At 68.2% G+C, this 22,957-nt stretch carries 22 protein-coding genes; 12 read left to right on the top strand and 10 right to left on the bottom strand.

The window, feature by feature from the left end; genetic code table 11:
• Nucleotides 1–194 precede the first annotated feature (194 nt).
• From ASF53_RS01930 to ASF53_RS01900, 7 genes are all read right to left on the bottom strand, one after another.
• Entirely contained in the window at nucleotides 195–1,055 is an 861-nt protein-coding gene (locus ASF53_RS01930; protein ID WP_056192906.1) for a transglutaminase-like domain-containing protein, read from the bottom strand.
• Between the two features lie 87 nt (nucleotides 1,056–1,142).
• Nucleotides 1,143–1,748, bottom strand: coding sequence for a LutC/YkgG family protein (locus ASF53_RS01925; RefSeq protein ID WP_056192902.1), 606 nt, complete (start codon nucleotides 1,746–1,748; stop codon nucleotides 1,143–1,145).
• Complete coding sequence (locus ASF53_RS01920; protein WP_056192899.1) at nucleotides 1,745–3,319, bottom strand: lactate utilization protein B; 1,575 nt, start codon at nucleotides 3,317–3,319, stop codon at nucleotides 1,745–1,747. Before ASF53_RS01920 ends, ASF53_RS01925 begins: the two co-directional genes overlap by 4 nt.
• Nucleotides 3,316–4,059, bottom strand: coding sequence for a (Fe-S)-binding protein (locus tag ASF53_RS01915; RefSeq protein ID WP_056192897.1), 744 nt, complete (start codon nucleotides 4,057–4,059; stop codon nucleotides 3,316–3,318). The genes ASF53_RS01920 and ASF53_RS01915 overlap by 4 nt, the downstream gene beginning before the upstream one ends.
• 122 nt (nucleotides 4,060–4,181) lie before the next feature.
• On the bottom strand, nucleotides 4,182–4,802 hold the full coding sequence (locus ASF53_RS01910; RefSeq protein WP_056192894.1) for a DsbE family thiol:disulfide interchange protein: 621 nt from the start codon (nucleotides 4,800–4,802) through the stop codon (nucleotides 4,182–4,184).
• Nucleotides 4,799–4,951: a heme exporter protein CcmD gene (gene ccmD / locus ASF53_RS01905; protein WP_056192892.1), complete on the bottom strand. Its 153-nt coding sequence runs from the start codon at nucleotides 4,949–4,951 to the stop codon at nucleotides 4,799–4,801. The genes ASF53_RS01910 and ccmD overlap by 4 nt, the downstream gene beginning before the upstream one ends.
• 34 nt (nucleotides 4,952–4,985) lie before the next feature.
• Entirely contained in the window at nucleotides 4,986–5,792 is an 807-nt protein-coding gene (locus ASF53_RS01900; protein ID WP_056192889.1) for a heme ABC transporter permease, read from the bottom strand.
• Nucleotides 5,793–5,989: 197 nt separating this feature from the next.
• Here ASF53_RS01900 and ASF53_RS01895 point away from each other — a divergent pair, with 197 nt between their 5' ends.
• Entirely contained in the window at nucleotides 5,990–6,829 is an 840-nt protein-coding gene (locus ASF53_RS01895; RefSeq protein WP_056192886.1) for a transglutaminase-like domain-containing protein, read from the top strand.
• A 2-nt stretch (nucleotides 6,830–6,831) separates the two neighbouring features.
• Here the strand turns inward: ASF53_RS01895 and ASF53_RS01890 are convergent, their stop codons facing one another.
• Both ASF53_RS01890 and ASF53_RS01885 read right to left on the bottom strand, forming a co-directional pair.
• Nucleotides 6,832–7,926, bottom strand: coding sequence for an NAD(P)/FAD-dependent oxidoreductase (locus tag ASF53_RS01890; RefSeq protein ID WP_056192881.1), 1,095 nt, complete (start codon nucleotides 7,924–7,926; stop codon nucleotides 6,832–6,834).
• 107 nt (nucleotides 7,927–8,033) lie between these two features.
• Complete coding sequence (locus ASF53_RS01885; protein WP_200943150.1) at nucleotides 8,034–9,278, bottom strand: hypothetical protein; 1,245 nt, start codon at nucleotides 9,276–9,278, stop codon at nucleotides 8,034–8,036.
• A 331-nt stretch (nucleotides 9,279–9,609) separates the two neighbouring features.
• Here ASF53_RS01885 and flgB point away from each other — a divergent pair, with 331 nt between their 5' ends.
• The 8 genes from flgB (at nucleotide 9,610) to recA (ending at nucleotide 17,448) form a co-directional block, all read left to right on the top strand.
• Complete coding sequence (flgB, locus tag ASF53_RS01880; RefSeq protein ID WP_056192875.1) at nucleotides 9,610–10,026, top strand: flagellar basal body rod protein FlgB; 417 nt, start codon at nucleotides 9,610–9,612, stop codon at nucleotides 10,024–10,026.
• A gap of 34 nt (nucleotides 10,027–10,060) precedes the next feature.
• A complete protein-coding gene (gene flgC / locus ASF53_RS01875; protein WP_003603420.1) occupies nucleotides 10,061–10,471 on the top strand; it encodes a flagellar basal body rod protein FlgC in 411 nt (136 codons plus the stop codon).
• 5 nt (nucleotides 10,472–10,476) lie between these two features.
• Entirely contained in the window at nucleotides 10,477–10,800 is a 324-nt protein-coding gene (gene fliE / locus ASF53_RS01870; protein WP_056192872.1) for a flagellar hook-basal body complex protein FliE, read from the top strand.
• 78 nt (nucleotides 10,801–10,878) lie between these two features.
• Complete coding sequence (gene fliQ / locus ASF53_RS01865; RefSeq protein WP_003603418.1) at nucleotides 10,879–11,145, top strand: flagellar biosynthesis protein FliQ; 267 nt, start codon at nucleotides 10,879–10,881, stop codon at nucleotides 11,143–11,145.
• A 45-nt stretch (nucleotides 11,146–11,190) separates the two neighbouring features.
• A complete protein-coding gene (fliR, locus tag ASF53_RS01860) occupies nucleotides 11,191–11,967 on the top strand; it encodes a flagellar biosynthetic protein FliR (protein ID WP_056192868.1) in 777 nt (258 codons plus the stop codon).
• 126 nt (nucleotides 11,968–12,093) lie between these two features.
• Complete coding sequence (gene flhB, locus ASF53_RS01855) at nucleotides 12,094–13,161, top strand: flagellar biosynthesis protein FlhB (protein WP_056192865.1); 1,068 nt, start codon at nucleotides 12,094–12,096, stop codon at nucleotides 13,159–13,161.
• Between the two features lie 158 nt (nucleotides 13,162–13,319).
• Nucleotides 13,320–16,025, top strand: coding sequence for a cell cycle histidine kinase CckA (cckA, locus tag ASF53_RS01850; protein WP_056192862.1), 2,706 nt, complete (start codon nucleotides 13,320–13,322; stop codon nucleotides 16,023–16,025).
• A gap of 343 nt (nucleotides 16,026–16,368) precedes the next feature.
• Nucleotides 16,369–17,448 (top strand): recombinase RecA, encoded by a 1,080-nt coding sequence (gene recA / locus ASF53_RS01845; protein ID WP_373691185.1) that lies wholly within the window; start codon nucleotides 16,369–16,371, stop codon nucleotides 17,446–17,448.
• A gap of 82 nt (nucleotides 17,449–17,530) precedes the next feature.
• On the opposite strand, the gene ASF53_RS01840 is transcribed toward recA, so the two are convergent.
• Nucleotides 17,531–18,133: a glutathione S-transferase family protein gene (locus tag ASF53_RS01840; RefSeq protein ID WP_056192859.1), complete on the bottom strand. Its 603-nt coding sequence runs from the start codon at nucleotides 18,131–18,133 to the stop codon at nucleotides 17,531–17,533.
• Nucleotides 18,134–18,207: 74 nt separating this feature from the next.
• On the opposite strand from ASF53_RS01840, the gene ASF53_RS01835 reads away from it, so the two are divergent.
• The 3 genes from ASF53_RS01835 (at nucleotide 18,208) to ASF53_RS01825 (ending at nucleotide 22,947) form a co-directional block, all read left to right on the top strand.
• The gene (locus ASF53_RS01835) at nucleotides 18,208–18,927 is read left to right on the top strand and encodes a helix-turn-helix transcriptional regulator (protein ID WP_056192856.1); all 720 of its coding nucleotides are present in this window, start codon (nucleotides 18,208–18,210) and stop codon (nucleotides 18,925–18,927) included.
• Between the two features lie 93 nt (nucleotides 18,928–19,020).
• The gene (gene alaS / locus ASF53_RS01830) at nucleotides 19,021–21,696 is read left to right on the top strand and encodes an alanine--tRNA ligase (RefSeq protein ID WP_056192853.1); all 2,676 of its coding nucleotides are present in this window, start codon (nucleotides 19,021–19,023) and stop codon (nucleotides 21,694–21,696) included.
• 186 nt (nucleotides 21,697–21,882) lie between these two features.
• Complete coding sequence (locus ASF53_RS01825; protein ID WP_056192849.1) at nucleotides 21,883–22,947, top strand: zinc-binding metallopeptidase family protein; 1,065 nt, start codon at nucleotides 21,883–21,885, stop codon at nucleotides 22,945–22,947.
• Nucleotides 22,948–22,957 lie beyond the last annotated feature (10 nt).

Genomic DNA, 22,957 nt, shown 5'->3' with positions numbered 1-22,957 from the left:
GTTCGCCCCATGGCGGCGAGCCGAGAACGAAAAAGCCCGCCGCGGACGGAGCCGGGCGGGCGGAGTTTGGAGATTCGTCCAGGCTTACCTGGAACATAAGATAGACGAGCGATAATTCCGTTTAATCCGCCGGATGCGAAAAAAAACTTCATATCGCGCTCAGGCAACCGGATTTGCCGGGTGGGCCGCCTCGGTCAGGCCGCACCGGCATGCGGAGCCGGCTCCTCCGTCGAGATCGCATCGACCGTGCGCTCCATCGGCTCCGGGCCTCCGTCGGCGCGGGCGATGCGGATCTCCATGCCGGTCGGCTGCATGTCGCCGTAGGGCGTGGAGAAGGCGATTTCGGCGGCATCCCGCCCGATGCCGATGCGCACGAGACCGTCGAGATGGGCTTGGCGCGTCGCGTCGAACAGCCACCAGCGCCCGTCGAGATAGGCCTCGAACACGGCGTGGAAATCGCCCGGCACGAGGCCGTAGGCGTAGCAGCTCACGAACCGGGCAGGGATGCCGAGGCCACGGCAGAAGGCGGCGCCGAGATGGGCGAAGTCGCGGCACACGCCGGCGCGCATCAGCAGGCTCTCGTCGGCGGTCGTCTCGCCGTCGCTGGAGCCGCGCCGATAGGCCATGTTGTCGTGGATCCAGTTGCAGATCGCGCTGACCCGCTGATGGCCCTTTGGAAGGCCGCCGAACTCGGCCTGGGCGAAGGCGGCGAGCCGGTCCGACGAGACGAAGCGGCTCGGCAGCAGGAAGGGCAGGATGTCGAGGGGGAGTTCGGAGACGGGCGTCTCGGGAATCGTCGCCGGGTCGGCCCGCACGACGGTCAGCTCCACCTCGGCATTGTATTCGAGCGAGAACGGGCCCGGCTGCACGTTGACGCCGAGATAGCGGTTCTTGAGGTCGGGCGTGACGTAGACGCGCCGTGCCGGGTCCGGCGCCAGGGTCAGGCTTTCGGAGGCGATGTCGAGGCTTTGCAGCTTCGCGACCTCGACATTGAAGATGAAGGTGGTGGGCGCCTTGACCTCGTAGGCAAGACTGCAACCGAGCTTGAAACGCACGGGGACGGCTCCGGATTTTGCGGGGAGACGCCCCGATCCAGAGAGGCGTTTTGTCGCAAACGCGCGGGGATCCGTTCGGCTCCGCTTTCAGGCTGCTTGTTTTTTGCGCTGCAGCAGAAGCACGGTCAGCGAGCGCACGCCCTGCGCCCCGTGGATCAGCACGCCCTCGATGTCGGCGGTGGCGGACGGGCCGGTATGGAGGACGGCGTAAGCGGCCTGTCCGAACTCCGGACGCTTGTAGGCGCCCTGGATGTTCACGAGGATGTCGGCGGGGTCGAGCAGCACGATCAGGTGCTGGGCGAGATAGGCGACCGCGTTCACGATCAGGTCGTCTTGCGTGAACAGGACCGAACCGGTCTCGGCGACGCCGAAGCGCGCCCGCACCACCGCCACATCGACATCGTTGACCTCGGTCGGCCCGGCGAGAGCGGCGAGATCGCGGTTTCCGGAAAACTCCGGCACGGCGGAGGCGATCACCGCCGCCCCGTCCAGGCGCGACCGCACCGGAGCGAAGGGATCGGACGGGCTGCCCGCGCGTTCGACGCGCCCACCCATCTTGCCCAGACGCTCGGTGAATTCGGCGACGAGATCGTCACCGACCAGGGGTTCGAAGGTCGGCACCTCCGGCAGCGGGAAGTCGCCGGCCGGGCGGTTGGCGCGTAGGCGAGCGAGGATGGTCTCGCGGGCGCTCACGCGTCGCTCCCCTTCTTCATACGGTTCCGGCGGTACCACGCGTGGAAGCTCTGGCGCGGGGCGTGCGGCATCTCGCGTTTCTTCCCCCAGGTGTTGGCCGGGTTGTAGACGGCAAAGCGCGGCAGGATGCGCAGGGCCGAGTCGGCGGTCTGGATCGCGGCACGGTACGCGGACGGACGGCTCAGCACGGCGCCTGCCGCCTTCATCATGCCCTGCTTCAGGAGCGGGATCTGGTGCTCCTCGGCCAGCACCTTGCGCCACGCGAAGATCTGCTCGTGGATGTTGATCTTCACCGGGCAGACATTGGTGCAGGAGCCGTTCATGGTCGAGGAGAACGGCAGGGTCGAGTATTTCCGCTTGTTGAAGGTCGGGTCGATGATGAGCCCGATCGGCCCGGAATAGGTCGCGCCGTAGGAGAGACCGCCCGAGCGCCGGTAGACCGGGCAGGTGTTCATGCAGGCGCCGCAGCGGATGCATTTGAGCGAGGTCCAGAACTCCTCCATCGCCAGCCGCTCGGAGCGGCCGTTATCGACCAGCACCATGTGCATCTCGGTGCCGGGCCGCAGCCCGCGGAAATGCGAGGTGTACTGGGTGATCGGCGAGCCGAGGGCCGAGCGCGACAGCAGGCGGATGAACACGCCGAGATGCTCGACCCGCGGAATGATCTTCTCGATGCCGATGGAGTGGATCTGCAAGGGCGGCACGTTGCCGGAGAGGTCGGCATTGCCCTCGTTTGTGCAGGTCACCACCGTGCCGGTCTCGGCGATGGCGAAGTTGCAGCCGGTGAGGCCGGCATCGGCCTTCAGGATCAGGGGCCGCGTCGTCTCGCGCTGGCTCTCGGCGAGGTAGTGGGCGTCGTCGTTGTCGGGGTCGGTACCGAGCGTCCGGGCGAAGACCTCGGCGACATCGAGACGGGTCTTGTGGACCGCCGGCATCACGACATGGCTCGGCTCCTCGTCGTCGAGCTGCTGGATGCGCTCGCCGAGATCGGTCTCGATCACGTCGATGTCGTGGGCGGCCATGAAGTGGCGAAAGCCGCACTCCTCGGTCAGCATCGATTTCGACTTCACCAGCGACGTGGCGCCGTGCTTCCGCAGGATGTCGAGGACGATGCGGTTATGCTCCGCCCCATCCTCGGCCCAGTGGACATGGACGCCGTTGGCCTTTGCCGCCGCCTCGAACTGTTCGAGGTAGTGGTCGAGATGGGTCAGCGTGTGCGTCTTGATCTGCGAAGCGATCTCGCGAAGCTCTTCCCATTCCGGGATGCCGTGGGCGGCGACATCGCGCTTGCGGCGAACGTCCCAGAGGCGCTCGTCATGGGCCTTCTGGTGCATCGGCGCGGCCAGGAACCGCTCGGCGGCCTCCGCCTGATCGATCGGCCGGTTGCCGCGCACCTTGGCGCCGCGGGGCTGCGGCTCGCGCGGGGCGTCGGCCCGGATCGGCTTCGAGGCGGCTTCCGCGTGCTGGAGCCGTTCGCCGCCGGGGCCGCGCGCGCTCTCGTCGGAGGGCGCATGCACCTCGGGGTGGAGCCCATCCTCGGTCTGGCGCGGGGTCAGGTCGTCGGCGCTCATGCGGCGGCTCCGTTCAGCACCTGGGCGATGTGGATGTACTTGAGGCCGACGCCGAGACGTTCGGCGCAGCCCTTCTGATGCATCAGGCAGGAGGAATCGGCCGAGACCACGTATTCGGCGCCCGCGCGGGCCTGATCGGTCACCTTGTCGTAGCCCATCTTGGCCGAGACCGCGGGCTCGAACACCGAGAAGGTGCCGCCAAAACCGCAGCACTCGTCGGGCCGGGTCAGATCGACGATCTCCACCCCCTTCACTTTCTTCAGAAGGTTGAGCGGCTTGGAGAAGAACGGCCGGTTCAGCTCGGTCGGCTGGGCATGGCCGATGCCGCGCAGGGCGTTGCAGTTCGAGTGGTAGGCGACCTTGTGCGGGAACTCCGCCCAGGGGAGATCCTCGATCTTGAGCACGTCGTGCAGGAATTCGACCAGCTCGAAGGTCCGGGCCCGCACATGCTTGACCGCATCGGTCTGCGGGATGGCGGTGAGGTGTTCGCGCACCTGATGCACGCAGGAACCGGACGGGGCGACGACGTAGTCGAACTCGGAAAAATTCTTGACGAACAAGGCCTCGGTGGCGGCGGCCTCCGCATGGCAGCCGGTATTCGTCATCGGCTGGCCGCAACAGGTCTGATCGTAGGGGTATTCGACCGTCAGGCCGAAGCGTTCCAACAGTTCCAGCGTGGCGATGCCGACCTCGGGCTCGAAGGCATCGACGTAGCAGGGGACGAACAGTCCGATCCGCATGGCGCTCTTCTGATCGTGATTTCAGCCGGTCGCCCTGCCTCTCCACCTTGGAACGGTTTCAAGCGGACCGGGGCTGCATACGCCTCCGCTCCCCGGTTTCCAAGCGCACGCCGTTGTCCCGGTCAGTTCGTCACGGGGGCGGTCCGGCCGGCGGCGCGGATCCGCTCCAGCACGCTCTCGTAGTTTTCCGGCGTCAGGATTCCGACGAGCTTGTCGCGGATTCGGCCGTCGGGACCGATGATGAAGGTTTCCGGCACGCCGTAGACGCCGAGGTCGATGCCCGCCCGGCCGCTCGCGTCGTTGCCGACCGCCGCGAAGGGCAGGCCGTTGCGCTCCAGCCAGCGCCGGCCGGCCTCCCCCGGATCCTTGTAATCGATGCCGACGAGGCGGATGCCGGGCTCCTGCGCGAGCCGCATCAGCATCGGATGCTCGATCTGGCAGGGGGCGCACCACGAGGCGAAGATGTTGAGGACGGTCACCTGCCCCTTGAGATCCGCACTCGACAAACCGGGCACCGGCCGGCCGGCGGCCTGAAGGCCCGGCACCGGCTCCAGCGCGAAAGCGGGGACCGGCTTGCCGATCAGCGCCGAGGGCAAAGCCGCGGGATCGGCGCCCGAGCGCAGCCGGACCAGGAAGGTGACGGCCAGGATGGCGAAGACGAGCACCGGCAGCAGCGCGAGAAGCGATCGGCGGGGGCGCTCCCCGGTGCCGGGCGGAGTCGCTTGCGGGGCCTGCGCGCTCACGAGCGACCTCCCCGCTCGTCCTGCAACTCGGCGAGCGCGCGGCGCTGCGCCCGCCCGTCCCACCAGCCGTTGAGGGCCAGGGCGCCGAGCACCAGGGCCGCAAAGCCGTAGGAACCGACGATGAAGGGGGCGTAAGGTCCGAATTCCATGGCGGGTCTCAGAGTGATCGTCCCATCGATCGTGTTAGATCGCTTGGCCCACGGGAAGGGGCGTCGCCGCGCGCGTCATCGGTGCGGCGTCCTGCACGCCGGCATCGAGCCGCTCCGCCTGACGGATCAGCAGCGTGCGCACCCGGCGGCGGTAGATCTCGGTGCGCATCGCCTGAAGATGCAGCGTGACGCCGAGCAGGGTCATCGCCAGCACCATCTCGAGCAGCGGGTAGAGCATCGAGGAATCGATCGACGAGCCGCCCATGCGCAGGATCGAGGCCGGCTGGTGCAGCGTCGACCACCAGTTCACCGAGAACTTGATGATCGGCAGGTTCACCGCACCCACCAGCGTCAGGATCGAGACCGCGCGCGCCGCCCGGCTCGGATCCTCGATGGTCCGCCACAGGGCGATGATGCCGCAATAGATCAGGAACAGCACCAGCATCGAGGTGAGGCGCGCATCCCAGACCCAGTAGGTCCCCCACATCGGCTTGCCCCAGAGCGAGCCGGTGACGAGGCAGATCAGGGTGAAGGCCGCCCCGATCGGCGCCGCGGCGCGCTGCGACACGTCGGCGAGCGGGTGGCGCCAGACCATCGTGCCGATCGCCGAGAGCGTCATCGCCCCATAAAAGCCCATGCCGAGAATCGCGGCCGGGACGTGGACGTACATAATCCGCACGGTGTCGCCCTGCTGGTAGTCGGGCGGCACGACGAAGAAGGTCAGGTACAGCCCGGCGGCGACGAGCAGGGCCGAGGCCGCGGCGAGCCAGGGCAAGGCCGCACCCGACCAGCGCAGGAATTGGCCCGGATGGGCGAGGCGGTTCCAGAGAGCGGTCCACATGGAAGCCTCCATACCGCCGAGTGCGCTGCACCAGCAATGCGCGCCAACGTCCCGTCCCGTGACTGCTTCTTGGGCTGGCGGACTGCGAAACATTTGTGCAGCGCGATACCGGAACGCGTGGTAATCCCAAGAATTGACGATTGATCCCGTACATTCTCTATCTTCCGGGATTGCAGATCGAAGTCACGGGCTGTCGCATGCTGATCAAAGCCGGGTACGACATCACCTTCGAGACTGATGCTGCAACGCCGATGTCGCTGCTCCTCAGCCTCCACCCCGCCCGCCAGGGGGATCTGCGCAGCCCGGAGAATATCGTCTTCGATCCGCCGATTCCGCCGCGGCAAACGCTCGATTCCTTCGGCAATGTCTGCACTCGCATCGTCGCGCCGCCGGGGCGCTTCTCGATCTCGTCGGATTTCCTGGTCGCCGATTCGGGCCTGCCCGATGCGGTCGCGCCGGAGGCCGCCCAGATTCCGGTGGAGGCTCTCCCCGACGACGTGATGCTCTACCTGCTGGCGAGCCGCTACTGCGACACCGATAAGCTGGCCGAGATCGCATGGCCGCTCTTCGGCCAGACGCAGACGGGTTGGGCGCGGGTTCAGGCCATCGTCGATTACGTGCACGAGCGCATCCGCTTCGATTACATGAAGGCGGATGCTACCCGCTCGGCCTTCGACGGCTACCAGCAGCAGGTCGGCGTCTGCCGCGATTTCGCGCATCTCGCCATCGCGTTATGCCGCTGCATGAACATTCCGGCGCGCTATTGCACGGGCTATCTCGGCGATATCGGCGTGCCGCCCGTGGCCGATCCGATGGATTTCTCGGCGTGGTTCGAGGTCTATCTCGGCGGGCGCTGGTACACCTTCGACGCCCGCCACAACACGCCGCGGATCGGCCGCATCGTCATGGCCAGAGGCCGCGACGCGACGGATTGCGCGATTTCCACGAGCTTCGGCGCAGCGAAGCTGATCACCTTCGCGGTTCACACTGACGTGGTGGCGTACGGGACGAAGACCGATCTGATGCGGGCCGCGTAACCTTACGCCATCACCTGATCGGTCACCGCCTCAGCCAGGGAGAGCGAGGCGGTGAGGCCCGGACTCTCGATCCCGAAGAGCTGCACCAAACCGGGCCATCCGTGCTCGCCCGGCCCATCGATACGGAAATCCGCCGCCGGCTCGCCGGGGCCGGTGAGCTTCGGCCGAATGCCCGCATAATCCGGCGTCAGGCGACCGTCCGGCAGGCCAGGCCAGTAGCGCCGGATCGCCGTCGCGAAGCGTTCGGCGCGTCCAGGATCGACCGCGTAATCGGGGGCGTCCACCCATTCGACATCGGGGCCGAACCGCATGCGTCCGGCGAGGTCCAATGTCAGGTGGATGCCGAGGCCTCCCTCGACCGGGGCCGGATAGATCAGCCGCGTGAAGGCCGGCCGGCCGCTGCATCCGAAATAGCTGCCCTTGGCCAGAACCTGCCGGGGGACGCCGTCGGCCGCCACCCCCTCGATCCGGCGGGCGAGCGCCTGCGCGCCGAGGCCCGCGGCGTTGACGAGACAATCGACCTCCAGCACGTCCGGCGCCTGCCCGCCGAAGCGGACCGCCCAGCGCCCATCTCGGCGCGCCGCCGCCTCGATCGGCGTCTGCAGAGCCAGCACGCCGCCCGCATCTTCGATGTCGCCGAGGAGCGCCAGCATCAGGGCGTGGCTGTCGACAATGCCGGTCGCGGGGGAATGGAGCGCGGCGACGCAGGACAAGGCCGGTTCCAGAGCCACAGCCTCGGTGCGTTCGAGCCAGGTCAGGCCCTCGACGCCGTTCTCGACGCCGCGGGACAGGATCGTCTCAAGCGGTGAGCGCTCCGCTTCGTGCGTCGCCACGATCAGCTTGCCGCACAGCCGATAGGGCACGCCGTGGCTCGCGCAGAAATCGATGAGGCGGCGGCGCCCCTCGACGCAGTGACGGGCGCGCAGCGAACCGGGGGGATAATACATCCCGCCGTGGATCACCTCCGAACTGCGGGCGGAGACGCCGGTGCCGATCGCCTCGGTCGCCTCCGCCACGATCACCGAGGCACCCCGCAGCGCGAGGGCCCGCGCGATCGCCAGCCCCACTATCCCCGCCCCGACAACGAGTGCCTCCATGCCTCTGGCTTGCCTCACGAACGTTCGGGCCGCCACCCCGTGACGCGGATGCGGCGTCCTCGGGAAAAGCAGGCTCTACCGCCAAAAGGCGGACAAGCTTGCGTGCCTCAGTTCTTGCTGTCGAGCGGGCGTCCGAGGAGGCGGGCGAACTCGGCCTCGATCTCCTCCACCGAGAACGGGTTCTGCGCTTGAGCGGCGGGCTCCGGCGGCTCGGCCTTCGACGGCTCCGGCTTGGATGGCTCGGGTCTCGCGGGCTCGGGTCTTGAGGGCTCCGGCCTTGGCGGCTCAGTTTTGAGCGGTTCCGGCTTCACCGGATCGGGCTTGGGCGAGGCCACGAACGGAGGCGGCGTGGCGGGCTTGGCGGGGGCCGCAGGCTTCGGTTCCGGCCGTGGCGGTGCCACCACCGGAGCCGGCTCCGGCTGAACCGGCGGCGCCTGTGGCGACGGCGCGGCGGGAACGGGCGGAACCGGTGCAGCCGCCATCGCCGCGGCGATCGGATCGGGCCGCGCGGGCGCCGGCTCGGCCGGTTTCGAGGCCGGAGGGGGCATTTCGGCCGGGCCCGCAGGCGGGGGTGTGACGGCGGAGGAGGGCCGCTTCAGCGCCACCTGAAGCTGCCGGGCCATATCGGAGAGAACGGCCGGATCGACCGAGCGCGGCCCACGGCTGGCCATGACCGGCGGCTCCGGCACGGGTTCCGGCACCGGATCGACCGAGGCGGGTTCGGGCCGTGCGGGGCGCTCGGACGCGACCTCCGGGCGGGGGGGGACCACCGGCGGCGCCGTGCGCCGCATCAGGCGGCTGACCGGCGAGACCGGCCGCGCCGGGGCGTCGGCTGGCAAGGCCTCCGGCTCGAACAGGCCGGGATCGAGGGGCGGCGTCCGATCGGGGGCGGGCTGGGCGCCCGACACCGCCGAGGGCACCACCTCCGGCATGGCGAAGGTCGGCGGCATCGGAGAGTCGAGGAACGGATCGGTGCGCGGCTCCAGCGCCGGATCGCCGATGCCGGCCTCGCCGCCGGGCCGGGCGCTCCCGTCCGGCGCGTAGCGGGCGCCCGCACCGCGCTGGATGTGACGCTCGATCACCACATCGTTGGGGCCGCCCACCAGCAGCAGGTGCTCCACATTGTCCCGCCGCAGCAGGATGAGTTGGCGCTGCCGGTCGAGCTCGTAGATGTCGACGATGCCGAGCCGCGGCTGGCGCCCGCGCTGGCCCGCACTCGCGGACAAGGTGAGGCCGCGCCCGGACAGCCGCATGAACAGCAGTGTCGCGATCAGGAACAGCACCAGGATGACGAGGAAGATCACCAGGAACTGCAAGGCGTAGGAGCCCTCGGAACTGAAGAACGCTTGCAAGACCCGCGTCTTTCTAAGTCGGGGCTCCGATGCCGCCGCGCGACGTCCGGCGGTGACCGAAGCCGGCGGAGACGCAATCTCGGCCCCACGCATTACACAGCGCGATTATCGCCGCCGCTGCGCCCCCCGGCAACGTATGTTGACACTCCGTTAACAACTCGGTGCAGCCCGCAGCCGCGATTCCATCATCGGCCGCGCCATGCGGCGTTACCGACACCCGGCAGGTTTTGCCCAGTTAACCGCTCCTTAACCATGTGAGCGGCAGTTTCTGCCGGGTTCGGACCCGAGGCTTTCCGAAATCCATCGCCCGCCGCGCCGACCCCGAGGCACCATGTCGCTGACCGACCTGCCCCTGCTCGGCATGCTGCGCACCCGGATGCACTGGCATCAGGCCCGCCAAGCCTTGCTCGCCGAGAACGTCGCCAACGCCGATATGCCGGGGTTTCGCCCGCGCGACCTCGCCGAGCCGTCCGCGGCCTCGGTGAAACTCGCGACGCCGCTCGGCGCCTCGGTCGGCGGCGACGGGATCGCCCGCACCGATTCCACGCATATCGGGATGACGGCGAGCGCCGGACCGAACGCCGACCCGCGCCGCTTCAAGGGCTTCGAGGTCCGCCCCTCCGGCAACGGGGTGAATCTGGAAGAAGAAATGATGAAGGCCGGCGACAACCAATCCGATTACCAGCTCGTCGCCTCGCTCTACCAGAAGAGCCTCGACGCCCTGAAAATCGCCGTCGGCAAGCGCTGACATCGCTCGCTGACATCGCTGAACGGGGACCGTCATGGATTTCTTGAAGAGCCTCGGCATCGCCGCCTCCGGCCTGAAGGCGCAATCCGGCCGGATGCGCATCATCGCCGAGAACATCGCCAACGCCGATTCCACCGCCCAGACCGCGGGCGGCGATCCCTATCGGCGCAAGATCCCGACCTTCACCAGCCGCTTCGACAACGAACTGAACGCCAGCGTCGTCGAGGCCGGCCGGGTGCGGCGCGATCCCACGCCGTTCCGCACGAAACACGATCCCGGCAACCCGGCGGCGGATGCCCGCGGCGAGGTGCGCCTGCCCAACGTCAACGGGCTGATCGAGAACATGGACATGCGCGAGGCCCAGCGCTCCTACGAGGCCAACCTCAACATGGTGACCGCCACCCGGCGGATGATCTCCCGCACCCTCGAGATCCTGAAGGCGTAGCCCCGATGACGACCTCCGCCTTCGCTGCCGGCGCCTACGGCGCGGCCCAGAGCCTCGCCCGCCCCGGTGCCGCCAAACCCGCTCAGGGAATGGCCCAGGGACTGTCCGCGCCGGGCGGCTTCACCGGCTTCCTGCAACAGAGCCTCGACAACGTCGCCCAATCCGGCGCGCAGGCCGACCGAGCCGCCCTCTCGGCGGCCACCGGCAAGGCCAATGTGGTGGACGTGGTGACGGCGGTGGCCGAGAGCGAAACCGCCCTCCAGACCCTCGTCGCCGTGCGCGACCGCGTGATCTCCGCCTACGAAGAAATCATGCGGATGCCGATCTAGTTTGAGCCCCTCTGCCCGTAATCGGGACGAGGGGAGGCCGTCGATGCCCCGCAGAGCAGACGAAAAGTCCAAAGCCCCATGACCGGCCTCGCCATCCTCGACATCGCCCGCGACGGCATCTTCGTCTTCCTGAAGGTGGCGGGGCCCATGATGATCGTCGCCCTCGTCGTCGGCTTGATCGTGTCGCTGTTCCAGGCGCTGACGCAGATCCAGGAGCAAACGCTGATCTACGTGCCGAAGATCGTCGCGGTGTTCGGGGTGATGCTCCTGATGCTGCCCTTCATCGGCGACGCCATGGCCGCCTACATGGCCCGGATCGCCGCCCGGATCGCCGCGGGGGGATGATGGGGCAGCAGCGCCGGCTCGGCCAAGCGTGTAGGATGAGACGGCATGACCACGCCGCTCGACCTGCTGCTGCCCGGCCTCGCGGCGGCCTTCCTCATCACTTTTGCTCGGGTCGGCACGCTGATGATGCTGATGCCGGGATTGGGCGAGCAGCTCATCGCGAGCCGGCTGCGGCTCGCCCTCGCCTTGCTCGTGACGCTGGTGCTGTTCCCCACCGTGCGGCCGATGCTGCCGACCGGCAATGCGGCCTTGGCGGCGCCAACCCTGATCGGGCTGCTGATCGGCGAGATCCTGATCGGGCTGATGCTGGGCCTGTGCGTGCGCATGATCGTCGCCGCGCTCCAGACCGCGGGCGTGGTGATCTCGCAGCAGCTGGGCCTCGCCTACGCCATGACCGTCGATCCGACGATGGGCGGGCAGCAGGCCGCGATCGGCAACTTCCTGGCGATGCTCGGCGTCACCCTCATTCTGGCAACCGATCTGCACCACCTCGCCCTCGAAGCGATCGGGCGCAGCTACGTTCTGCTGCCGCCGAGCGGCGTGCCGGCGATGGCGGATGCGGCCAAGCTCGCCCTCGATGCCTTCAGCCGCAGCTTTGCCCTGGCGGTGCGGATCTCCGGGCCGTTCATCGTGTTCGGCATCCTGTTCAATCTCGGCCTCGGCATCCTCTCCCGGCTGATGCCGCAATTGCAGGTGTTCTTCCTGGCGGTTCCCGCCTCCGTGATCATCGGCATGATGCTGTTCGTCGGCGCGCTCGGCCTCATCATGGGGCTGTTCCTCGACGATCTCGGCCGCTATCTCGGCGCATTCCTCGGGCGCTAGAGCCTCGCCCGGGATATCGGATCCGGGGCGAGGCTCTCGCCTCTTGTCTTTGCATCGTCTTTCTCCGAAAGCCGGGGACCGCCTTTCGGGACGATGCGCTAATCGGGAACCGGGGAGCCTGAGCCGGTGTCCGACGAGACCGACGACGAGGACAAGACCGAAGACCCGACGCCACGACGCATCGAGCAGGCGATCGAGCGCGGCGACGTCCCCAACTCGTCCGAGATCAACACCTTCTTCATCCTGGCGGCCTTCACCCTCGCCCTGATGCTCTCGGCCCGCCCGGTGGCCGAGGGGCTGACCCGCGACATGCGCGGCTTCCTCGAACATGCCGGCGGCCTGCCCTCGGATTCGGGCACCTATCTCGGCGTGGCTTTGCGCGCGTCGTGGGTCTGCGCAAAGGCGCTCGCCGTGCCCCTGGGCATCGCGATGATTGCGGCCATCGCCGCCGGCCTGATCCAGCACCGGCCGATCTTCACCGCCGAGAGCCTGATGCCGAAATTCTCGCGCATCTCGCCGATGGCGGGCGCCAAGCGCCTGCTCGGCATGGATGCCTGGGTGAATTTCGGCAAAGGCCTCGCCAAGATCATCGTGGTGGGCACCATCGCGGGTGCGATCCTGTGGAGCGAGCACGACCGGGCGGAATCCTTCGCCCAGCTCGATCCGGGCGTCGCGCTCCAGGGCACCCTGACGCTCGCCCTCAAGATGATGGGCGGCATGCTCGCGGTCTACGCAGTGATCGCGCTCGGCGACGCGCTCTACCAGCGCAACCGCTGGCACAAGCGCCTGCGCATGACCAAGGAGGAGATGAAGCAGGAGCACAAGGAGAGCGAGGGCAGCCCCGAGGTGAAGGCCCGGATCCGGCAATTGCGCCAAGCCCGCGTGAAGAAGCGGATGATGGCCGCCGTGCCCACCGCGACCGTGGTGGTGACGAACCCGACCCACTTCGCCGTGGCCTTGCGCTACGAGGCCGGGATGGCCGCGCCGATCTGCGTGGCCAAGGGCGTCGACTCGCTGGCTTTGCGTATCCGCGCCGTCGCCGCCGACCACGAAGTGCCGGTCATGGAGAACCCGCCGCTCGCCCGCGCCCTCCACGCCACCGTCGAGGTCGATGCCGAGATTCCCGCCGAGCACTATCGCGCAGTTGCGGAGGTCATCGGTTTCGTGCTTCGCCTTCGCCGCAGGGCTGCCTGAGGCTCACGCCGCTTCCGCATGGGACGGCGAAGTCGTTCAGGCGCCACGGTTTATGCACCATTGTCCGGCAATGCTCCGGCACAAGGCGCGGCATTTGACGTCCCACAAGGCTCGCAGCAGCCGTGTGCCGTCCATGTGCGAGGGATGGGTAGGGCCTGATGGCTGAGGTCAGCGGACCAGCGGTGCCGGCGTCCGGTTCGATCGATCGTTCGGAACGGCCCGGCCGGGTCGGCCTGCTGCTGATGCTGGCGGGCCTGCTCGTCGGCGCGGCGGTGGGACTGTCTTTCGTCGCCAACGAGCAGGCGCAGCCGCTCATCCTCGCCTTGCTGGCACTGCTCGCGATGGCGGGCGTGTTCTTCCTGTTCGCCCTGGCGATCGGCGCGCTTCAGCTCGCCGGCCCGGCCTCGCGCGACGACATCACCCGCGCCATCGTCGACGCCGCCCCCGAGGGCAAGCTCGTCGTCGAGGATAACGGGCGGATGATCTACGCCAACGAGGCCTATATGCGCCTTGCCGGCGGCGACAGCTTTTCGAATCTCCGCTCCATCGAGCGCATCTTCGTCGGCGCGCCGGAAGTCTCGGAGGCGGTCTATCGGCTCGCCCAGGCTTCCCGCGACGACCGCGCCTATGCCGAGGAGATCCGGATGTCGCCGCCGCCCGGTGGTGCCCCGGATCGCGACTTCGCCTGGTACCGCATCGCGGTTCGGCCGATCCAGCGCCACCGCGGCTCCGCCGCGCTCTGGACGGTGAGCGACATCACCCACGAGCGAGAGCGCCAGGAGAACGTCTTTCAGGAACTCCAGCACGCGATCGACTATCTCGACCACGCGCCGGCCGGCTTCCTGTCGATCGATGCGGCCGGCTCGATCGTCTACATGAACGCGACACTCGCCTCCTGGCTCGGCTACGACCTCGCCACCGTCGGCTCCGGCGGGCTGAAGCTTTTGGAGATCGCACCCGGCGCCGACATGCTCACCGCTTCACCGGGCCTGCCCGGCGAGGTGCGCACCGACCGCTACGATATCGACCTGCGCCGCCGCAACGGCCAGCCGCTGCCGACGCGGCTCTACCACCGCGTCGCCTACGGGCAGGACGGGGCGCCCGGCCCCTCGCGCACCTTCGTGCTCAACCGCTCCGCCGGATCGGATGCCGACGAGCCGCAGCGCGCGGCCGAGGTGCGGCTCGCCCGCTTCCTCAACAACAGCCCGATCGCCATCGCCACCCTCGACCGGGACGGCCGGGTGATCCGCGCCAACACCTCGTTCGTGCGCCTGTTCGCCGGCATGCCGCGCCAGCCCGCGGCGGAGGCCGGCCGAGACGCGCCCGATCCGATGATGCGCGACGCCGTGCTGGAGCGCGACCGTGGCGTCATCGAGGGCGCGCTCGCCCGCGCCGCCAACGGCTTCGGCGGCCTCGATCCGATCGAGGTTGGCCTGTCCGGGCCGGGGGATCGCTCGGCCCGCGTCTGGATGAGCCCCGCGGATTCCGACGGGACGCCCAACCCCGATGCCGAGGCCCAGGCCGGCAACGACGGCGACCGTGAACGGGTGATTCTCTACGCCCTCGACACGACGGCCCAGCGCCAGCTCGAACAGCAGGTCGCCCAGACCCAGAAGATGGACACGGTGGGCCAGCTCGCCGGCGGCATCGCCCACGACTTCAACAACGTCCTCCAGGCGATCATCGGCTACTCGGACCTCCTGCTCGCGAGCCACCGGCCGACCGACCATGCCTTCCAAGACATCATGCAGATCAAGCAGAACGCGAACCGGGCAGCGTCCCTGGTGCGCCAATTGCTGGCCTTCTCCCGCCGCCAGACCCTGCGGCCGGAGGTGATGGATGTCGGCGAGGCGCTCTCCGACCTGACACTCCTGTTGAAGCGCCTGCTCGGCGAGCGCGTGCAGCTCGATTTCCGCCACGGCCGCGAGATCTGGCCGATCAAGGCCGACGTGAACCAGTTCGAGCAGGTGATCGTGAACCTCGCGGTCAACGCCCGCGACGCGATGCCCGGCGGCGGCAGCCTGACGATCCGCACCGCCAACTGCCCGGTCGATGGCGAGCGGCCGGTCGGCATCCCAGCGGGCGATCACGTGATGATCGAGGTGACCGATACCGGCGAAGGCATCCCGCCGGAGGTGCGCCAGAAGATCTTCGAGCCGTTCTTCACGACCAAGGAGATCGGCAAGGGCACCGGGCTCGGGCTCTCGACGGTGTTCGGCATCGTCAACCAGTCCGGCGGGGCGATCGACGTGCAGTCGACGGTGGGCGAAGGCACCACCTTCCGCATCTACCTGCCGCGCCACGAGCCCGGCATCGAAGCCCTGCCCGAGCCTCTGCCCCCGCCGCGAACGGCCTCCGGATCGACGAAAATCAGCGCTTCCGAGCCGAAGTCCGGTGACGATGCGGAGGCGGGATCGGCCGAATCGAGCAAGGAGTCCGGTTCTCCCGCCGTGCGTCCCCCGGAGCCGCCGCCGAAGCCCGCGGCAGACCATACCGGCCAGGGCACCGTCCTGCTCGTCGAGGACGAGGATCCGGTTCGCGCTGTCAATTCACGAGCGTTGTCGGCGCGCGGCTACACCGTGCTGGAGGCGGCCTCCGGCATCGAGGCGCTGCGCCTGATCGAGGAGCATGCCGACGGCATCGACGTGGTGGTCTCCGACGTCGTGATGCCGGAGATGGACGGGCCGACCCTGCTGCGCGAGCTGCGCAAGCACATGCCCGACCTCAAGGTGATCTTCGTTTCCGGCTACGCGGAGGACGCCTTCCGCAAGAACCTGCCCGAGGGCGAGGCCTTCAACTTCCTGCCCAAGCCCTTCAGCCTCAAGCAGCTCGTCGAAACGGTAAAGCAGACGATGGCGAGCTGAACGCGGCCGAGGGAAGCGTACGATATCCGATCAAATCCTTCGGGAGGTTGGATGTCGGCTTCGCTCTCGAGCCCGCATGGCGCGTGCTTTCGCGGGAGACTGAATCGGCCCCCGAGTTTGGTCAGGGTGACATCGGCGCGGGGTGGTCAGCGGCCTGCTCCGTCGCAGCCGATCTCGAACCCACGGCTTCGCTTCCACGTTCTGTTCTTTCCGGCACAAACTATGATGTCGGGCTTGCGCATTTAGAACAAAACAAGTACGAAATCCATCAGCTCCGGCGGATTGAGCGCCGTGCCCCTCCCATGCATAAGGAAGCCTTGCGATGGCCCAGCCTGCGCTGAAGATGGTGGATTCCTCGACAATGGCAGCAGCCGACAAGGACAAGTCCAAGGCGATCGAGGCTGCGCTGACGCAGATCGAGCGGGCCTTCGGCAAAGGCTCGATCATGCGCCTCGGCAAGTCCGACAAGGTGCAGGAGGTTGAGACCATCTCCACGGGCTCGCTCGGTCTCGACATCGCGCTCGGCGTCGGTGGTCTGCCGCGCGGCCGGGTGGTCGAGATCTACGGCCCTGAATCCTCGGGCAAGACGACGCTCGCGCTCCACACCATCGCCGAGGCCCAGAAGAAGGGCGGCGTCTGCGCCTTCGTGGATGCGGAGCACGCCCTCGACCCGGTCTATGCGCGCAAGCTCGGCGTCAACCTCGACGACCTGCTGATCTCGCAGCCTGATACCGGCGAACAGGCGCTCGAAATCACCGACACGCTTGTGCGCTCCGGTGCCATCGACGTGCTGGTGGTCGATTCGGTCGCCGCGTTGACGCCGCGCGCCGAGATCGAGGGCGAGATGGGCGAGAGCCAGCCGGGCCTCCAGGCCCGTCTGATGAGCCAGGCCCTGCGCAAGCTCACCGGTTCGATCTCGCGCTCGAACTGCATGGTGATCTTCATCAACCAGATCCGCATGAAGATCGGCGTGATGTACGGGAGCCCCGAGACGACCACCGGCGGCAACGCGCTGAAGTTCTACGCCTCGGTGCGCCTCGACATCCGCCGCGTCTCGACGCTGAAGGACCGCGACGAGGCCATCGGCAACTCGGTGCGCGTCAAGGTCGTGAAGAACAAGGTCGCGCCGCCCTTCAAGCAGGTCGAGTTCGACATCATGTTCGGCGAGGGCGTGTCGAAGGTCGGCGAGTTGATCGACCTCGGCGTGAAGGCCGGCATCGTCGAGAAGTCCGGCGCGTGGTTCTCTTACGACAGCCAGCGTCTCGGCCAAGGCCGCGAGAACTCCAAGGGGTTCCTGCGCGACAACCCTGATATCGCCAACAAGATCGAGGCCTCGATCCGTCAGAATTCGGGCCTCGTCGCCGACCGGATTCTCGAGACCGCGAAGCCGACCGCCGACGATCTCGATGAGGGCGAGGCCTAAAACGCCCCGCGCCACGGTTTGAGATGAGAAAGCCCGCCGCGCGCAATCGCGGCGGGCTTTCTTTTGCGCCGGAGACGAGCGGTCAGGCCGCCGCATGCCTCGCATCGAACTCGGCCGCGAAACGGGCGCCGGGCCGGTCCATGCAGCGATCGACCCAGGCATCGATGAGCGGCTCGCCGGGCTTCCCGAACCAGGCATAGGGCGAGTGCAGAAGGAGGTCGGCGGCCGTGAAGTGGTCACCCAGCAGGAAGGGCCTGTCCTGCAGCGCCTCGGCGAGCCGTGCCTTGATGTCGGCGCTCGTGCGGAAGGTGCGCGCAAGGGCGGGATGATCGAGGCCGATGACGTCCAGCGTCATGACCGGCTCGACGACGCCGGCGGACCAAGCGAGCCAGCCGAGATAGGCACCGCGCTGCGGGTGGCCGGCGGGGATGCTGAGGCCGGCCTTCGGAAACAGCTCGGCCAGATACTGGATGATGGCGCTCGATTCCCGCACCAGGACGCCGTCGTGGTCGAGGAGCGGCACCTTGCCTTCCGGATGCGGGTTGCGTGCGTCGCGCGCGCCCGAGCCGTCCATGCGCGGGATCGTGACGACCTCGATCCGCACGGCGTCGAGCGCATCGAGGTCCTTGAGAAGCGCGACGATGCGGGTCGAGCGGCTCTTCGGGGCGTGAAACAGGGTGATCATCGGGGGCCTCTGGCTGGCGGGTTGGCAAGCGTGGGTGTAGTCCAGGCCACCTGCCAGTTTCCGTCAGTTGGGCGATGGCGCGAACCGATCGACTGTTTCGGCTGCTGCACGCGATGCGGGTTCTGCCCGCGCCGGTCACCGCCGCGCGGCTGGCCGAGGAAACCGGCGTATCGCTGCGCTCCCTCTATCGCGATATCGACAGCCTGCGGGCCGCCGGCGCCCGGATCGATGGCGAGCGCGGCTACGGCTACCGTCTGATCGAGGACGTGGCCCTTCCCCCGCAAACCTTCGATCGGACGGAGATCGAGGCGCTGGTTCTCGGCCTGGCCGAGGTCCGTCATATGGGAGACCCGGCTTTGGCCCAGGCCGCCGCCTCGGCGCTGGCGAAGGTCGCCGCCACCCTGCCCGACCGGGCCGAGCAGCATCTGCTCCACGCGGTCTCGCAGGTTCGCCGCTTCGAGGCCCGTTTCCCCAAGATCCCCGACATGGAAACGATCCGGGCCGGGTGCTGGCGGGAGGAGGCTCTGGCGCTCCGCTACGCGGACAAGGACGGCGCGGTCACCGAGCGGCAGATCCTGCCGCTCTCCATCGTCTACCTCGACAGCAAGATGACCCTGCTGGCGTGGTGTTGCCTGCGCGAGGCGTTCCGCATGTTCCGGCTGGATCGCATCAAGGACGTGCGGATGGCGGGCACCAGCTTCCGCCCGCGTCGGGTCACGCTTTTACGCAGCTACCTCGCCGAACTCAGGCGCGGCCACGAAGCACGCAGTGAGCCACGCAACGAGCCGACGTGACTCGCAAAGCTTGGGCCCGTATGAGGGCGCGAGAATGCCGCCGCGCTGTCCTCAGCCGGCTCCCCGACGCGACATGATTTTCGAGCCTATCCGATGAGCGGCGTCAACGAGATCCGATCGACCTTCCTGGACTACTTCCGGGATGCCGGGCACGCGGTGGTGCCCTCGTCTTCGCTCGTGCCGAAGAACGACCCGACGCTGATGTTCACGAACGCTGGCATGGTGCAGTTCAAGAACGTCTTCACGGGCGTCGAGAAGCGTCCCTACGTCAAGGCGGCCTCCTCGCAGAAATGCGTTCGCGCCGGCGGCAAGCACAACGATCTCGACAATGTCGGCTACACCGCGCGGCATCACACCTTCTTCGAGATGCTCGGCAACTTCTCCTTCGGCGACTACTTCAAGGCCGACGCGATCGAGCTGGCCTGGACGCTGATCACCAAGGAGTTCGGCCTCTCAGCCGAAAAGCTCCTCGTCACCGTCTATGCGGATGACGAGGAGGCCGCGGGCCTGTGGCGGAAGATTGCCGGCTTCTCGGACGAGAAGATCATCCGGATCGGCACCTCCGACAATTTCTGGCAGATGGGCGATACCGGACCCTGCGGCCCGTGCTCGGAAATCTTCATCGACCAGGGTCCGACACTCGCGGGCGGACCGCCCGGCTCTCCGGATGAGGATGGCGACCGCTTCCTCGAATTCTGGAACCTCGTGTTCATGCAGTACGAGCAGGTCGAGCCGGGTGTGCGCAACCCCCTGCCCCGGCCCTCGATCGATACCGGCATGGGCCTGGAGCGGATGGCCGCCATCCTCCAGGGCGTTCACTCGAACTACGACACCGATCTGTTCCGCGCCCTGATCGATGCGGTGGCCCACGCCGTGTCGCGGGCGCCGGAGCCGACGACGCGCGCCTCCTACCGCGTCATCGCCGACCATCTGCGCTCGACCTCGTTCCTGATCGCCGACGGCGTGCTGCCGTCGAACGAGGGCCGCGGCTACGTGCTGCGCCGGATCATGCGCCGCGCCATGCGCCACCTCGAACTGCTCGGCGCCCGCGATCCGGTCATGTACCGCCTCGTGCCGACCCTGGTGCGCGAGATGGGGCAAGCCTTCCCCGAACTCGCCCGCAACGAGGCGCTGATCTCCGAGACCCTCCGCCTCGAGGAAGGCCGCTTCCGCAAGACGCTGGAGCGCGGGCTCGCCATCCTCGACACCGAGACCCGCGATCTCGGCGCCGGCCAGAACCTGTCCGGCGAGACGGCGTTCACGCTCTACGACACCTACGGCTTCCCGCTCGACCTGACGCAGGACGCCCTGAAGGCGCGCGGCATCGGCGTCGACACGCAGGCCTTCGACGCGGCGATGCAGCGCCAGAAGCAGGCGGCGCGGGCCGCGTGGCAGGGCTCCGGCGAGGCCGCGACCGAGACGGTCTGGTTCGGCATCAAGGAGCGCACCGGCGCCACTGAATTTCTCGGATATGAGACCGAAGCGGCCGAGGCCGTCGTCGGCGCCCTGCTGCGCGAGGGCGCCGAGGTCGAGGCGCTGAAGGCCGGCGAAAACGGCATCGTCGTCGCCAACCAGACGCCGTTCTACGGCGAATCCGGCGGTCAGGTCGGCGATACCGGCACGATCTCCGGGCCCGGCCTCAAGGCGCGCGTCACTGGTACGGAAAAGAAGCTCGGCGACCTATCCGTGCACCACGTCACGGTCGAGGAGGGCACGCTCGCTCTCGGTGCTGCCGTGGAACTGAAAGTCGATCACGCCCGCCGCGCCGCGATCCGCGCCAACCACTCGGCCACCCACCTCCTGCACGAAGCCCTGCGTCAGGTGCTCGGCGACCACGTCGCGCAGAAGGGCTCGCTCGTCGCGCCCGAGCGCCTGCGCTTCGACATCAGCCATCCCAAGCCCATCGACGAGGCGGAGCTGAGCCGCGTCGAGGAGATCGCCAACGCGGTGCTGCTCCAGAACGCGCCGGTGGTCACGAAGCTGATGGCGGTGGACGAGGCGATCGAATCGGGCGCCCGCGCGCTGTTCGGCGAGAAGTACGGCGACGAGGTGCGCGTCGTCTCCATGGGCCGGCCCGTGGATGACGAGGGCCGCGAGGTCGAAGGCCGCCTGCCGAACTTCTCGATCGAGCTGTGCGGCGGCACCCACGTTTCGCAGCTCGGCGAGATCGGCCAGATCACCGTGCTCGGCGAGAGTGCGGTCGGCGCCGGCGTGCGCCGCATCGAGGCGATGACCGGCACCGCCGCCCGTCGCCACCGCGCCGCCGAGAGCCGCACGCTGAGCCAGCTCGCCGGCCTGCTCAAGGCGCCGGTCTCGGACGTGCCGGAGCGTCTCTCCACGCTGATCGAGGAGCGGCGCCGGCTCGAAAAGGAGCTGGCGGATGCGCGCAAGAAGATCGCCATGGGCGGCGCTTCCGGCGGCGGCGACGAAGCCCGCGAGATCCACGGCGTGAAGTTGATGGCCCGGGTGGTCGAGGGCGTCGAGATGCGCGACCTGAAAGGTCTCGCCGACGAAGGCAAGAGCCGCCTCGGCTCCGGCATCGTCGCCCTCGTCGGCGTCTCCGCGGACGGCAAGGCCGGTCTCGTCGTCGGCGTCACCGAGGATCTGACCGGGCGCTACGACGCGGTTGGGCTGGTGCGCGCCGGTGCCGGTCATCTCGGCGGCAAGGGCGGCGGCGGACGGCGCGACATGGCCCAGGCCGGCGGCCCGGAGGGCGCTGGTGCGGAGGCCGCGCTCGCCGCCATCGCGGAGGCCGTGGCCGCGGGCTGAACGGCCGTCGCCCAGGCAGCGGCCGGGCTTTAAGAAAAACATCGCCCGCTCACGGAACGGTGAGGGGGTTCGCGGCTTGGTTGGCCGCCACTCCCCGCCGTCTCCGAGCCTCGTGCCCGGCGCGTCCCGTTTCCCGAACCCGGCCCGCGCCGGATTCGGGACAGGGCGTCAATGTCCTGTGAGCCGATGAAACTCTTTCGCTGCCAATCCTGCGACAACGTCCTCTATTTCGAGAACCGCTCCTGCGAGCGCTGCGGCCATCGGCTCGCCTACCTGCCGCAGCTCGGCCGGATTTCGGCCCTGGAGCCTGCGGGGGACAACAATGCCTGGACGCCGCTCGCGGCGCCGGATCGCCCGAGCTTCTTTTGCACCAACGCCGCGCACGACACCTGCAACTGGATGGTGCCGCCAGGGACAACGGACGCCTTCTGCCTCGCCTGCCGCCATAACGGCACCGTGCCGGATGTGAACGACCCGGTGAATCTCGAGCGCTGGCGCGAGATGGAGCATGCCAAGCACCGGCTGTTCTACACCCTGCTGCGCTGGAACCTGCCGCTGAAGACCCGCGCCGAGGATCCCGAGCACGGCCTGATCTTCAACTTCCTGGCCGATTCCCCCAATTCGAGCGGCCCCAAGGTGATGACCGGCCACGAGAACGGCATCATCACCATCGCCCTGGTGGAGGCCGATCCGGCCGAGCGCGAGAAGCGCCGCACCTCGATGGGCGAGCCCTACCGGACGCTCCTCGGCCATTTCCGCCACGAGGTCGGCCACCATTACTGGGACATCCTCGTGCGCGACGCCGGCAAGCTGGAGCCGTGCCGGGCGGTGTTCGGCGACGATTCACAGGATTACGGCGCGTCCCTCCAACGCCACTACAATCAGGGTCCGCCGTCGAACTGGCAGGAAACCTTCGTCTCGGCCTACGCCACCACCCATCCCTGGGAGGACTTCGCCGAGACCTGGGCGCACTACCTCCACATCGTCGACACGCTCGAGATGGCGAGCGCTTTCGGGATGCAGGTGAAGCCCAAGGCCGATGTCGAGGGCGAACTCGCCGCGCGCGTCGATTTCGACCCCTACGCGGCCGAGACGGTCGAGCAGATCATCGATGCGTGGCTACCCTTCGTCTTCGCGATGAACAGCGTCAGCCGCACCATGGGCGAAGGCGACCTCTATCCCTTCGTGCTCGGCCCGGCCGTGGTGACGAAGCTCGGCTTCATCCACAACCTCGTGCACGGCCGCGTCTAGAAACGTCGTG

The sequence above is a fragment of the Methylobacterium sp. Leaf123 genome, assembly GCF_001423405.1.
Classification (GTDB): domain Bacteria; phylum Pseudomonadota; class Alphaproteobacteria; order Rhizobiales; family Beijerinckiaceae; genus Methylobacterium.
The sequence above is the reverse complement of the archived record's forward strand: the minus strand, read 5'-3'. Positions and strand labels throughout refer to the sequence as shown.